This is a genomic window from Streptomyces griseomycini (assembly GCF_014203535.1).
Classification (GTDB): domain Bacteria; phylum Actinomycetota; class Actinomycetes; order Streptomycetales; family Streptomycetaceae; genus Streptomyces; species Streptomyces griseomycini.
The window spans coordinates 668,215-681,788 of sequence record NZ_JACHJI010000002.1; the positions used below are offsets into that span (position 1 = coordinate 668,215).

Sequence of the window (13,574 nt, forward strand, 5' to 3'; positions counted from 1 at the left end):
TCCCGGTTTGCGCCACCCGTTCGGGTGATCCGAGTCGGGCCCGGCCCCTACAACGGCACGATGTCCGGGGCACCCAGCCGCGCCGCGTCCGCCGTCAGGTCGTCGGGCTGCCGCTGCGACTCCCGTTCGGCCTCCACCCGCTTCTCGTAGTGCTGCACCTCGCGGTCGATCTGGTCCTCGTCCCAGCCCAGCACCGGAGCCATCAGCTCGGCGGCCTCCCGTGCGCTGCGCGTCCCCCGGTCGAACGTCTCGATCGAGATGCGGGTGCGCCGCGTCAGCACGTCGTCCAGGTGCCGCGCCCCCTCGTGCGAGGCGGCGTAGGCGATCTCGGCGCGCAGATAGTCGTCGGCCGCCTGCAGCGGCTCGCCCAGCGAAGGGTCCGAGGCGATGAGGTCCAGGACCTCCTCCGCCATCGCCCCGTACCGGTGCAGCAGGTGCTCCACCCGCACCGTGTGCAGTCCGGTGCGTGCGGCGATCCGCGCCCGCGCGTTCCACAGCGCCCGGTACCCCTCGGCTCCCACCAGCGGCGTCTCCTCGGTGACGCAGTCGGCGACGCGCACGTCGAGTCCGTGCACCGCCGCGTCCACCGCGTCCTTGGCCATGACCCGGTACGTCGTGTACTTGCCGCCCGCCACCACCACGAGGCCGGGCACCGGATGGGCCACGGTGTGCTCGCGCGACAGCTTGCTGGTGGCGTCCGACTCGCCGGCGAGCAACGGCCTCAGACCGGCGTACACGCCCTCGACGTCGTCCCGCGTGAGCGGGACCGCGAGCACCGAGTTGACGTGTTCCAGCAGGTAGTCGATGTCCGCGCTGGACGCGGCCGGGTGCGCCTTGTCGAGGTCCCAGTCGGTGTCCGTGGTCCCGACGATCCAGTGCCGGCCCCAGGGTATGACGAACAGCACGGACTTCTCGGTGCGCAGGATGAGCCCGGTCGTGGAGTGGATGCGGTCCTTGGGGACGACCAGGTGGATGCCCTTGGAGGCCCGGACGTGGAACTGCCCCCGCTCCCCGACCATCGCCTGGGTGTCGTCGGTCCACACGCCGGTGGCGTTGACGACCTGCCGGGCGCGGACCTCGTACTCCCCGCCGCCCTCGACGTCCTGCACCCGGGCGCCGACGACCCGCTCGCCCTCGCGCAGGAACCCGGTCACCCGTGCCCGGTTGGCGACCTTCGCGCCGTACGCCGCGGCCGTGCGGACGAGCGTCGCCACGAACCGGGCGTCGTCCATCTGGGCGTCGTAGTACTGCAACGCCCCGACCAGCGCGTCCTTCTTCAAGCAGGGCGCGACGCGCAGCGCGTGGCGGCGGCTCAGGTGACGGTGCAGGGGCAGGCCCCGCCCGTGCCCGCGGGCCATCGCCATGGCGTCGTAGAGCGCGACGCCCGACCCCGCGTACAGCCGCTCCCAGCCCTTGTGCTGCAACGGGTACAGGAACGGCACCGGCCTCACCAGGTGCGGAGCGAGCCTCTCCAGCAGCAGGCCGCGCTCCTTCAGCGCCTCCCGCACGAGCGCGAAGTCGAGCATCTCCAGGTAGCGCAGGCCGCCGTGGATCAGCTTGCTGGACCGGCTGGAGGTGCCCGACGCCCAGTCACGCGCCTCGACCAGCCCCGTGGACAGGCCACGGGTCGCGGCGTCGAGCGCGGTGCCCGCTCCGACCACGCCGCCGCCCACCACCAACACGTCCAGCTCGCGCTCGGCCATGGATGCGAGTGACTCGGCACGCTGTGCCGGCCCCAGTGTCGCTGTCCTCACCGCTGCCTCCCGCTCATCGGTCGCGTAGGCCGCACCCGTCGGGCGAAGCCCGGTTCCCCTCCCTCATGCCCAAATTCTGACCGTCTTGCCCGACTTCAGCCACCACGCGCCCCAGCCTGTGGACGACCTCGCGGAACGACTCACCGAAACTCGGCCGACCAATCCCACATATCGGTCATATTTACTCCTAGTCTGACATTGCGCTCGCCCATCCTGTCCACAGGGTTTGCGCACCTGTCCCACTTCGGCTACTGGGAAGGACGGCCCACGCCATGCCCGCAGATCTCGCCGTCATCGGACTCGGACCGTACGGCCTGCCCCTGGCCCAGGCCGCCGTCGCCGCCGGCATCCCCACCGTCGGTTACCGGACCGGCCCCGAGGCGGGCTCCCTCAGCCCCGCCGAACAGCGCCGCATGCTCGCCCAGGGCTTCCGCACGACGACCAACGCCGCCGAGCTCGGCCGGGTGCGCACCGCGGTCATCTGCGCGCCGGCCCCGCGCGGCGCGGACGGCGGGCTGGACCTGGGCCAGGTCGAGACGGCCGCCCGCACGCTCGCCGCCCGGCTGCGTCCGCACACCACGGTGATCCTCGAGTCCCCCGCGCTCCCCGGCACGACGGAAGGCCCCCTCCTGCGCCTGCTCGAGTCGGGATCGGGACTCCGCGCGGGCCGCGACTTCCACCTCGCCTACTCCCCCAGCCGCGTCGACCCCGGCAACCGCGACTTCACCCCCGCCAACACCCCCAAGGTCATCGGCGGCCTCACCCCGGCCTGCACCGAGTCGGCCGCCGCCTTCTACGGACGGCTCACCGACAAGGTGGTCCGCGCGCGGGGGCCCCGCGAGGCGGAGACCGTGCAGCTCCTGGAGGCCAACTTCCGGCACGTCAACATCGCCCTGGTCAACGAGATGGCCGTCCTCTGCCACGACCTGGGCGTCGATCTGTGGGACGTCATCCGCTGCGCGGAGACCAAGCCCTTCGGCTTCCAGGCGTTCCGCCCCGGCCCCGGCGTGGGCGGTCACTCCGTGCCCCAGGACCTGACCGCCCACGCGGGCCGCACCCTGCGCATGGCGGAACTCGCCCAGCAGGTCAACGGCCGGATGCCGCACTACGTCGTCCAGCGCGCCGCCGCGCTCCTCAACGAGCACGGCAAGTCCGCGCGCGGCGCCCGCGTGCTCCTCCTCGGCGTCACCTACAAGCCCGACCTCGCCGACCAGCAGGGCTCCCCCGCCCAGGAGATCGCGGTCCGGCTGATGGAGCTCGGCGCGTCCGTCAGCTACCACGACCCGCACGTGCCGTCCTGGAACGTCCTCGACCGCCCCGTCCCCCGCGCCGACTCCCTCTACGAGGCCGCCGCCGACGCCGACCTGACGATCCTGCTCCAGCCGCACCGCACGTACGACCTCCAGGGCCTGTCGGTGAAGGCCCAGCTGCTGCTGGACACGCGGGGGGCCACCCCCACGGGGGCGGCGCACCGGTTGTGAGCGGGGGCGCCCGGAGCGGGGCCGTGCCCCCGGGGCCGGTGGTGACCGAGCCGCGGCGCCGGTACCGTCGGGCAACAGGTGGAGCCCGCCGCAGCGGGCACCGCGGCAGGCTCCGGGACGATGCACGGGCGTCCGCCCCCAGGTCCCATAGGGGCGGCCGCTCTCCATCCGAGAATCCGCAGGATCCGCCTCCTCCGGCACTCCACCGTCCGAAGACGGATCCGATCCCAGCGAGTGGGCTCGCGGTGGCGTCCCCTGGGCGCCCCCTCCACGACACCGCCCAGTGGCCCGGTGGACGGTCCGTCGGAATCGGGCCGGTCCCCGAGGGCGGGGTCCGGACCAGGTCCTCGGAAGGGGGCTCCCAGGAGAACCGGGGCGCCGTCGCCGGCGGTAGCGGCCTCACACGGGTGGACCAGCGCGCTTTCGGCCCGAAAGCAACCGCGCGCCCCTCCACCACCACGAGCGCCCCCGTCCCCCCGCACGCGGAGGGGCCGGTCACCCGTCCGGGTGACCGGCCCCTCCGTGTGGCGCGGGAGGACTACCGCCGGTGCTGCGAGTCCGCCACCGTCACCTCGACGCGCTGGAACTCCTTCAGCTCGCTGTAGCCCGTGGTGGACATCGCGCGGCGCAGGGCGCCGAAGAGGTTCATCGAGCCGTCGGGGGTGTGGGACGGGCCGGTGAGGATCTCCTCCAGGGTGCCGACCGTGCCGAGGTCGACCTTCTGGCCGCGCGGCAGCTCCTCGTTCACCGCCTCCATGCCCCAGTGGTTGCCCCGGCCCGGACCGTCGGTCGCGCGGGCGAGCGGGGAGCCCATCATCACCGCGTCGGCGCCGCAGGCGATCGCCTTGGGCAGGTCGCCGGACCAGCCGACGCCGCCGTCCGCGATCACGTGCACGTACCGGCCGCCGGACTCGTCCATGTAGTCGCGGCGGGCGGCGGCCACGTCGGCGACCGCGGTGGCCATCGGGACCTGGATGCCGAGCACGTTGCGCGTGGTGTGCGCGGCGCCGCCGCCGAAGCCGACCAGCACGCCGGCCGCGCCGGTGCGCATCAGGTGCAGGGCGGCGGTGTAGGTGGCGCAGCCGCCGACGATCACCGGGACGTCGAGCTCGTAGATGAACTGCTTCAGGTTCAGCGGCTCGTGCGAGGAGGAGACGTGCTCCGCCGAGACCGTCGTGCCGCGGATGACGAAGATGTCCACGCCCGCGTCGACGACGGCCTTGGAGAACTGGGCGGTGCGCTGCGGGGAGAGCGCGGCGGCGGTGACCACGCCCGAGTCGCGCACCTCCTTGATGCGCTGCCCGATCAGCTCCTCCTTGACGGGAGCCGCGTAGATCTCCTGGAGGCGGCGGGTGGCCGTCTCGGCGGGCAGGCCGACGATCTCGTCCAGCAGCGGCTGCGGGTCCTCGTAGCGCGTCCACAGGCCCTCGAGGTTCAGCACGCCGAGACCACCGAGCTCGCCGATGCGGATCGCCGTGGCCGGCGAGACCACCGAGTCCATGGGGGCGGCCAGGAAGGGCAGCTCGAAGCGGTAGGCGTCGATCTGCCAGGCGATCGAGACCTCCTTCGGGTCCCGCGTACGGCGGCTGGGGACGACGGCGATGTCGTCGAAGGCGTACGCCCGGCGGCCGCGCTTGCCGCGCCCGATCTCGATCTCAGTCACGTCTGTGGCCTTTCCCTGATGCGTTGCAGCGCCTTCCAGTATCCCCGACGGCCGTGCCGGACACCGCCCCGGACGTACGACGGGGGCGGCCCCGGATGCTCCGGAGCCGCCCTCGGGAAGCCCGCCGACCGTGCGGCTGCCTACTTGCGGCTGTAGTTCGGCGCCTCGACCGTCATCTGGATGTCGTGCGGGTGGCTCTCCTTCAGGCCGGCGGAGGTGATCCGCACGAACCGGCCCTTGGACTCCATCTCCTCGATGGTGGCGGCACCCACGTACCCCATGGTCTGGCGCAGACCGCCGACGAGCTGGTGCAGCACGTTGGCCAGCGGGCCGCGGTAGGGCACCTGGCCCTCGATGCCCTCGGGGACGAGCTTGTCGTCGGAGGCCACCTCGGCCTGGAAGTAGCGGTCCTTCGAGTACGACCTGCCCTGGCCGCGGGACTGCATCGCGCCGAGCGAGCCCATGCCGCGGTACGACTTGAACTGCTTGCCGTTGATGAACTGCAGCTCGCCGGGCGACTCCTCGCAGCCCGCGAGGAGGCTGCCGAGCATCACCGTGTCGGCACCGGCGGCCAGCGCCTTGCCGATGTCGCCGGAGTACTGCAGGCCGCCGTCGCCGATCAGCGGGACGCCGGCCGGGCGGGCCGCGAGGGAGGCCTCGTAGATGGCGGTGACCTGCGGGACGCCGATGCCGGCGACCACACGGGTGGTGCAGATCGAGCCGGGGCCGATGCCCACCTTGATCCCGTCGACACCGGCGTCGATCAGCGCCTGGGCGCCGTCACGCGTGGCGACGTTGCCGCCGATCACGTCGACGCCGACGCTCGACTTGATCTTCGCCATCCAGCTGAGGGCGTTGCTGTTGTGGCCGTGCGAGGTGTCGACGACCAGGAAGTCCACCCCGGCCTCGGCGAGCGCCTGGGCACGCTCGAGCGCCTCGGGGCTGGCGCCCACGGCGGCGCCGACGATCAGGCGGCCCTCCGAGTCCTTCGCGGCGTGGGGGTACTGCTCGGCCTTCACGAAGTCCTTGACCGTGATGAGGCCCTTGAGGACGCCCGCCTCGTCGACCAGGGGAAGCTTCTCGATCTTGTGACGGCGCAGCAGCTCCATGGCGTCGGCGCGGGAGATGCCGACCTGGCCGGTGACCAGCGGCATCGGGGTCATGACCTCGTGCACCTGCCGCGTGCGGTCCGACTCGAAGGCCATGTCACGGTTGGTGACGATGCCGAGGAGCTTCTTGTTGCCGTCGGTGACCGGGACGCCGCTGATGCGGAACTTGGCGCACAGGGCGTCGGCCTCGGCGAGCGTGGCTTCCGGGTGGATGGTGATCGGGTCGGTGACCATGCCGGACTCGGAGCGCTTCACCAGGTCGACCTGGTTGGCCTGGTCCTCGATGGACAGGTTGCGGTGCAGCACGCCGACGCCGCCCTGGCGGGCCATCGCGATCGCCATCCGGGACTCGGTCACCTTGTCCATCGCCGCCGAGAGCAGCGGGATGTTGACCCGCACGTTGCGGGAGATGCGGGACGAGGTGTCGACCGCGTTGGGGAGCACTTCCGATGCGCCCGGCAGCAGCAGCACGTCGTCGTAGGTCAGCCCGAGTGTCGCGAATTTACCGGGCACTCCGTCGACGTTGGCAGTCATGACACCTTCCCCAAATGGCCTTGATCGGTGCGGATGTCCATGCTAACGGGAAGCGGAGGTGTCTCATTCCACGATCTTGCACGGCTCCGGGCTTCGTATGTTCGTACGGGCACGCCTGTGTGTCCGTTCATGCGCCGAGGGACGGCGCACCGGCGGTGGTCACTGTTCCGCCAGCGCGCGCAGTCGGCTCAGCGCGCGGTGCTGGGCCACCCGGACCGCCCCGGGTGACATTCCCAACATCTGTCCAGTCTCCTCCGCCGTGAGGCCCACGGCGATGCGCAGCAGCAGCAGCTCGCGCTGGTTCTCGGGCAGGCTGGCCAGCAGCTTCTTGGCCCACTCGGCGTCGCTGCTGAGCAGCGCGCGCTCCTCCGGGCCGAGGGAGTCGTCGGGGCGCTCGGGCATCTCGTCGGACGGCACCGCCGTCGAGCCGGGATGCCGCATCGCCGCGCGCTGCAGGTCGGCGACCTTGTGGGAGGCGATGGCGAAGACGAACGCCTCGAAGGGCCGGCCGGTGTCCCGGTAGCGGGGCAGTGCGAGGAGCACCGCGACGCAGACCTCCTGGGCGAGGTCCTCGACGAAGTGCCGGGCGTCGCCCGGGAGCCGGGACAGGCGGGTGCGGCAGTAGCGCAGTGCCAGCGGGTGGACATGGGCCAGCAGGTCGTGCGTGGCCTGCTCGTCCCCGTCGACGGCGCGGTGGACGAGCGCACCGATCGCCCCCTGGGCCGTGCCCGCCTCGTCGTCGCGCATCGGTCCATGGTGCCTTGCGGACGCCGGGTCCGCGGCACCGCGTCCTTCGTTGTGCACCGAAGCGTTATGAGCAGGTGCGCCGGAACCCATCCCCTGCGCCCTCCCCTTCCGCTCGACCGACTCGTCCCCGAGGAACTCCACACCTCAAGGATGCGGCATCCGCCGCGAAACGAGCAGTGGGCGGCCTTCGGTCACCGCCGAGACCCTGGTGGGTCCGGTTCTCGGGGCTCTCCCCGCGGCGCACGTGGCCGGTCCCGGGGCCTGTCGTCCGGATCGGTCCGGGTCCGCGCGGCCGGGTGCTCGCCCCGCCGGGCCGCGGCCCCCGCCCGGGCGGGGAGTGGGTCTCACCGACGGCGCCGTCCCCCGCCGGCATCGCCACGCGTGCGGGCGACCGGGGTGGGAGCAGCGTCACACGCGCGTGCGGCCCGGGCAGTGACGTCGTCCGGTGTGCGTCCGGCCCGGGCGGGGGCATCCGCGTGCCCCCGCTCGCCGGCTGCCGTGTGACGCCACGCGCCGCGTCCGGCCCGACTCGGAGGACAGGCCCTAGCGCACCAGGCCCCACCGGAAGCCGAGCGCCACCGCGTGGGCCCGGTCCGAGGCGCCGAGCTTCTTGAAGAGCCGCCGCGCGTGCGTCTTGACGGTGTCCTCGGAGAGGAACAGTTCGCGGCCGATCTCGGCGTTGGAGCGGCCGTGGCTCATGCCCTCGAGGACCTGGATCTCACGCGCGGTGAGCGTGGGCGCGGCCCCCATCTCGGCGGAGCGCAGCCGGCGCGGGGCGAGCCGCCAGGTCGGGTCGGCGAGAGCCTGTGTGACCGTGGCGCGCAGTTCCGCGCGGGACGCGTCCTTGTGCAGATAGCCGCGGGCGCCGGCGGCCACCGCGAGCGCCACACCGTCGAGGTCCTCGGCGACGGTGAGCATGATGATGCGTGCTCCGGGGTCGGCGGACAGCAGCCGCCGGACGGTCTCGACGCCGCCCAGTCCGGGCATGCGCACGTCCATCAGAATCAGATCCGAGCGGTCGGCCCCCCAGCGGCGGAGGACTTCCTCGCCGTTGGCAGCCGTCGTCACGCGCTCGACGCCGGGCACGGTCGCGACCGCGCGGCGGAGCGCCTCTCGGGCGAGCGGGGAGTCGTCGCAGACGAGGACGGAAGTCATGGCCGCCCTCCGCAGCTGATGCGCGTCACCTTGAGCCTCCAGGCTGGTACGAAATCGTCACCTGTGCGGTCGACCGTCTCGGACGCCTGCCCGAGCGCTTGTTCCTTCAACCGCCTCGCACTCTCAACGACGGTCACTCGAAAGAGTTACGGGGCCGTCTGCCATCTTCGGCACTCTACGTGAGGAGGCGGACACGATGCAGACATGCGCGGCGGACCCTCGAACTTTCACCACAACCCATGCCCCGTTTAGCCCCTTTTCTTCCCGTTTGCTGGTGTCCGGGGCTAGATTCGCAATGAGTCATATTTTCATCTCCTTGGATCGTAGTTGTACGGTCGTGGACACCGGATCCGCCCAGAACGGCTACAAGGGGTCACGCAATGGCAGATTTCTCCCGCCTTCCCGGACCGAACGCGGACCTGTGGGACTGGCAGCTCCTGGCTGCGTGCCGCGGGGTGGACAGCTCGCTCTTCTTTCACCCGGAAGGCGAGCGGGGCGCGGCTCGAAGCGCCCGTGAGAACTCGGCCAAAGAGGTCTGCATGAGGTGCCCGGTGCGCGCCGAGTGCGCCGCCCACGCGCTGGCGGTACGCGAGCCGTACGGCGTGTGGGGCGGTCTGACCGAGGACGAGCGCGAGGAACTGATGGGACGGGCGCGCAACCGCCTGGTGTCGGCGTCGGCAGCCGGCGGGCACGCCACTTCGAACACCTGAAGGAACGTTTCTGCAAAAACCGGGGCACGCGTCCGTGCCCTTGTTCTCCCCCGGTCGGTCACCGACCGTCACGTCATCACGCGGGGGCGGACCCGTCGGCCCGTGACCCCGGCCCGAGCTACCGAGCCGCCGCCCGCGCCAGCTGGTCCAGCGTCGCGGCGACCGCCGGCACCTGTGCGAGGTCGGGAAGGGTGAGCGCGACGATCTCCCGCCGCACGGCGGGCTCCAGGGCGACGGTGCGCACCCTCCTGGGCCGGACGGACTCGACGGCCAGCTGGGGCAGGACGGCGACCCCGAGCCCGGCGCCGACCAGGCCGGCGACCGCCGGGTAGTCATCGGTCGCGAAGTCGATGCGCGGGGTGAACCCGGCCGCCTCGCACACCTCGACCAACTGCCCCCGACAGCGGGGACAGCCGGCGATCCACGGGTCCTCGGCGAGTTCGCCGATGGCGACGGACTCCGCGTGCGCGAGCCGGTGCCGCTCGGGCACGAGTCCCACGAGCCGGTCCGTCAGCAGCGGCCGCACGACGAGGTCGTCCCACTCCTCGGCGCCCGCCGCCCCCTCGTAGCGGAAGGCGAGGGCCACGTCGCAGTCGCCCTCGCGCAGCATCCCGACGGAGCGGGGCGGCTCGGCCTCCTCCAGGGAGACCCGGGTACCGGGGTGGGCGCCGCGCAGGGCGGCGAGGGCCGTCGGGACGAGCGTGGAACTGCCGCTGGGGAAGGAGACGAGCCGGACCCGGCCCGCGCGCAGCCCGGCGATGGCGGCGACCTCCTCCTCGGCGGCGGTGAGCCCGGCGAGGATCCCGGCCGCGTGCCGCACCAGCGCCTCACCGGCCTGCGTCAGACGCATCTCGCGGCCGCTGCGGATGAGCAGGGGCGTGCCGACGGACGCCTCCAGGGCTTTCATCTGCTGGCTGACGGCGGGCTGGGTGCAGCCCAGCTCCCGGGCCGCGGCGGAGAAGGAACCGGTGGTGGCCACGGCGCGCAGCACACGCAGATGACGGGCTTCGATCACACTCCAAGGATAAGCGGCCCTTTGACGTCGAGGCCAATAATGCGTCGACGCTTTGGCCCTCGTCGCCTACCGTGCGTCCCATGAAGCTTCTGTCTGTGAACCTGGGGCGCCCCCGGGCCGTGCCGTACACGGACCACCCCGAGGGTCTGACCGGCATCGACAAGCGGCCCGTCGACGGGCCGGTGCGGGTGGCCGCGCCGGGGTCGAAGGGGATCGGCGCGAGCGGACTGGCCGGGGACGCCGTGTGCGAGACGCGGCACCACGGCGGAGACGACCAGGCCGTGTACGCCATGGCCCGTGAGGACCTCGACGAGTGGGAGCGCACGCTGGGGCGCCCGCTGCGCAACGGCTCGTTCGGCGAGAACCTCACCACCGAGGGCGTCGACGTGTCCGGTGCCCTGATCGGCGAGCGCTGGGCCGTCGGGTCCGAGGTGGTGCTGGAGGTCACCTCCGGGCGCATCCCCTGCCGCACCTTCCAGGGCCACATGGGTGAGGAGCGCTGGGTGAAGCGGTTCACGGAGCGGGGTGCCCCGGGCGCGTACCTGCGGGTGATCCGGCCCGGTGAGATACGGGCGGGCGACACGGTGCGGATCGTGCACCGGCCGGACCACGACGTGACGGTCGCGCTGCAGTTCCGGGCGGTCACGACCGAGCGCGCGCTGCTGCCCCGGCTGCCGGCGGCGGGTGGGGCACTGCACCCGGAGGCGCTGGCGATGGCGCGGGCGTACGTGGAGAAGTACGGGGCGGGAACCGAGGCCTGACGGGCCGTCGGCCCGTCCGGCGCGGCTCCTAGGGGGAGAACCCGGACTCCGGGCGGGGGTCGGATCAGGGTCCGGCCGGGGCGGTTCCCCGATGTCCGGTGCGTCATGGTCCAGGACGCTCGACGCATGTCTCGTCACGCGTCTCGCAGCGCGGCACCGGACGGGGGGAGCCCGCCCCGCGGCACCCGTCGTGCCTTCCGTTGGAAGCGGCTCGCCGTCGTGCTCGGCTCACTGGTCACCGCGGTCGCCGTGGCCGTCGGCGGCCTGTTCGCCTGGCTGTGGACCGACGCGAAGGTCAGCACGGTGGGCAAGGCACCGTTCGACAACGCCCTGGCGATACCGCCACTGGCCGAGTCGACCGTCGAGAAGGACGGCACCCGGGTCTTCGACCTGCGCATGCGGGCGGGCGAGACGGAGTTCCAGGACGGGGTGAGGACTCCCACCTGGGGGTTCAACGGCTCCTACCTCGGTCCGACGCTGCGGGCACAGCGCGGTGAGAAGGTGCGCGTGCGGATCAGCAACGGTCTGCGGGAGGCGTCCTCCGTGCACTGGCACGGCATGCACCTGCCGGCCCGCATGGACGGCGGCCCGCACCAGACGATCGGCCCGGGCTCCACCTGGGCACCGCACTGGACGGTGGACCAGCCCGCGGCGACGCTCTGGTACCACCCGCACCCGCACGGCAGGACCGAGGCACACGTCCGGCGCGGCCTGGCGGGCCTGTTCCTCCTCGACGACGAGAAGTCGGCGCGCCTCCCCCTGCCGAAGCGGTACGGCGTCGACGACCTGCCCGTCGTCGTGCAGGACGTCCGTTTCGACGGCTCGCGACTGGCCGGCGACCGCAAGCTGATGCAGAACGTGGGCTTCCTCGGCGACCGGACCATGGTCAACGGCACCCTGCGCCCTCACCGGCGGGTTCACGACGAGCTGATACGGCTGCGGCTGCTCAACGCCTCCACCGCGCGCACCTACGCCTTCGGGTTCCCCGACGACCGCGACTTCTCGCTGGTGGGCACGGACGGCGGTCTGCTGGAGCGGCCCGCGGTCATGGACCGGGTGCAGCTGTCACCGGGTGAGCGCGCCGAGATCGTCGTGCGGGTGCGGGCGGGCGAGCGAGTGATGCTCCGCAGCTTTCCGCAGGGCAACTACGGGGACGCCTGGCAGGAGCGGTTCGGCGGGGGCGACGACTCCTTCGACGTACTGGAGTTGCGTGCGGCCGAGCGGCTGCGGCCGTCGCCCGGACCTCCCGCCGAGCTCGCCGAGCCGGAGCTGCCGAGCGGGGAAGAGGCCGTGCGCGGACGGCACTTCGACCTGAAGCGGTCCGGGATCAATGGCCGGTCGATGGACATGGGGCGCATCGACGGGACCGTCACGCGCGGGACGACGGAGGTGTGGACGATACGCAACACGAACGGCATGCCGCACAACTTCCACGTGCACGACGTGCAGTTCCGCGTGGTGGAGGTGGACGGTTCGGCTCCGCCGCCGGCCCTGCGGGGGCCGAAGGACACGGTGTTCGTGCCGCACGGCACGACGATGAAGCTGGCGCTGCGCTTCACGGGGCCGGCCGACCCGGACACTCCGTACATGTACCACTGCCATCTGCTGTACCACGAGGACGAAGGGATAATGGGCCAGTTCGTGGTGGTCGAGAAGGGCCAGTCGGCCGGGACGCCCCCGGGACACGCGGGCCATGCGGGCCATACGGGTCCCGCAGGTCACGCGGGCCAGGGACGCGGACACGGGGACGACTGAACCAGCCGGTCCGCGGTGCGTCCGACGGAAGCGAGGCCACAGAGCGGACTCCTCCGCTCCGGGTAACTACTCTTGCGCCATGACAACGGCTCTGATTACGGGATCGACGGCGGGGATCGGCGCCGCGTTCGCGCGGCGGCTGGCGGCCGACGGACACGACCTGGTGCTGGTGGCCCGCGACACCGGCCGGCTGCGGGAACAGGCGACCGAGCTGCACGACCGCCACGGCATCGAGGCGGAGGTGCTGACGGCCGACCTGGCTCAGGACCGGGACATCGAGGCGGTGGCAGCCCGGCTGGGCGACCGCAAGAACCCCGTCGACCTACTGATCAACAACGCCGGCTTCGGCAACAAGGGCCGTTACCTCGACGTCCCCATGGCCGACGAGCTGAGGATGCTCAAGGTGCACTGCGAGGCGGTGCTCAGGCTGACCTCGGCGGCGGCGGAGGCGATGCGGGAGCGCGGGCGCGGAGGCGTCGTGAACGTCGCCTCGACCGCCGCGTTCCTCCCGCGCGGGACCTACGGGGCGTCCAAGGCGTGGGTCGTGCAGTTCACCCAGGGCGCGGCGCTGGACCTGGCGGGCAACGGCGTACGCCTGATGGCGCTGTGCCCGGGGTTCGTGCGCACCGAGTTCCACGAGCGGGCCGGGATGGGCACGGACAACATCCCGAACTGGATGTGGCTGGACGCGGACAAGGTCGCGGCGGCGGCCCTCGCGGACCTGGCCCGGGGCAAGACGGTGTCGGTCCCGGACCCCCGGTACAAGGCGCTGCTGGGAGCGGCGAAGCTGCTCCCCCGGGGCGTGCTGGGCGGGATCTCCTCGCGGACGGGGCGGAAGTACGGGCCACGGTAGCGGGGCGCGGTCACGGCGGGCCGGAGTCCGTGCCCGG

11 protein-coding genes are annotated in these 13,574 nt (G+C 72.4%); 5 read left to right on the forward strand and 6 right to left on the reverse strand.

What is annotated here, in order from left to right:
* Nucleotides 1–47: 47 nt before the first annotated feature.
* Nucleotides 48–1,754, reverse strand: coding sequence for a glycerol-3-phosphate dehydrogenase/oxidase (locus tag FHS37_RS07530; RefSeq protein WP_184818348.1), 1,707 nt, complete (start codon nucleotides 1,752–1,754; stop codon nucleotides 48–50).
* 272 nt (nucleotides 1,755–2,026) lie between these two features.
* Here FHS37_RS07530 and FHS37_RS07535 point away from each other — a divergent pair, with 272 nt between their 5' ends.
* Nucleotides 2,027–3,235, forward strand: a complete 1,209-nt coding sequence (locus tag FHS37_RS07535) for a nucleotide sugar dehydrogenase (RefSeq protein ID WP_184818350.1) — start codon at nucleotides 2,027–2,029, stop codon at nucleotides 3,233–3,235.
* A gap of 538 nt (nucleotides 3,236–3,773) precedes the next feature.
* On the opposite strand, the gene FHS37_RS07540 is transcribed toward FHS37_RS07535, so the two are convergent.
* From FHS37_RS07540 to FHS37_RS07555, 4 genes are all read right to left on the reverse strand, one after another.
* On the reverse strand, nucleotides 3,774–4,898 hold the full coding sequence (locus tag FHS37_RS07540) for a GuaB3 family IMP dehydrogenase-related protein (RefSeq protein WP_184818352.1): 1,125 nt from the start codon (nucleotides 4,896–4,898) through the stop codon (nucleotides 3,774–3,776).
* 140 nt (nucleotides 4,899–5,038) lie between these two features.
* The gene (gene guaB, locus FHS37_RS07545) at nucleotides 5,039–6,541 is read right to left on the reverse strand and encodes an IMP dehydrogenase (protein ID WP_184818354.1); all 1,503 of its coding nucleotides are present in this window, start codon (nucleotides 6,539–6,541) and stop codon (nucleotides 5,039–5,041) included.
* Between the two features lie 159 nt (nucleotides 6,542–6,700).
* Nucleotides 6,701–7,288 (reverse strand): sigma-70 family RNA polymerase sigma factor, encoded by a 588-nt coding sequence (locus FHS37_RS07550; protein WP_184818356.1) that lies wholly within the window; start codon nucleotides 7,286–7,288, stop codon nucleotides 6,701–6,703.
* Nucleotides 7,289–7,831: 543 nt separating this feature from the next.
* Nucleotides 7,832–8,443 (reverse strand): response regulator transcription factor, encoded by a 612-nt coding sequence (locus tag FHS37_RS07555; RefSeq protein ID WP_003948568.1) that lies wholly within the window; start codon nucleotides 8,441–8,443, stop codon nucleotides 7,832–7,834.
* Nucleotides 8,444–8,823: 380 nt separating this feature from the next.
* Between FHS37_RS07555 and FHS37_RS07560 the strand changes: the two genes are divergently transcribed.
* Nucleotides 8,824–9,153, forward strand: a complete 330-nt coding sequence (locus tag FHS37_RS07560; RefSeq protein ID WP_184818358.1) for a WhiB family transcriptional regulator — start codon at nucleotides 8,824–8,826, stop codon at nucleotides 9,151–9,153.
* 118 nt (nucleotides 9,154–9,271) lie between these two features.
* Here FHS37_RS07560 and FHS37_RS07565 read toward each other — a convergent pair whose 3' ends face one another.
* Entirely contained in the window at nucleotides 9,272–10,168 is an 897-nt protein-coding gene (locus FHS37_RS07565) for a LysR family transcriptional regulator (protein WP_184818359.1), read from the reverse strand.
* Nucleotides 10,169–10,248: 80 nt separating this feature from the next.
* Here FHS37_RS07565 and FHS37_RS07570 point away from each other — a divergent pair, with 80 nt between their 5' ends.
* From FHS37_RS07570 to FHS37_RS07580, 3 genes are all read left to right on the forward strand, one after another.
* Complete coding sequence (locus tag FHS37_RS07570) at nucleotides 10,249–10,929, forward strand: MOSC domain-containing protein (protein ID WP_184818361.1); 681 nt, start codon at nucleotides 10,249–10,251, stop codon at nucleotides 10,927–10,929.
* Nucleotides 10,930–11,055: 126 nt separating this feature from the next.
* Nucleotides 11,056–12,684 (forward strand): multicopper oxidase family protein, encoded by a 1,629-nt coding sequence (locus FHS37_RS07575; RefSeq protein WP_184818363.1) that lies wholly within the window; start codon nucleotides 11,056–11,058, stop codon nucleotides 12,682–12,684.
* 79 nt (nucleotides 12,685–12,763) lie between these two features.
* Nucleotides 12,764–13,537 (forward strand): SDR family NAD(P)-dependent oxidoreductase, encoded by a 774-nt coding sequence (locus FHS37_RS07580; RefSeq protein ID WP_184818365.1) that lies wholly within the window; start codon nucleotides 12,764–12,766, stop codon nucleotides 13,535–13,537.
* Nucleotides 13,538–13,574 lie beyond the last annotated feature (37 nt).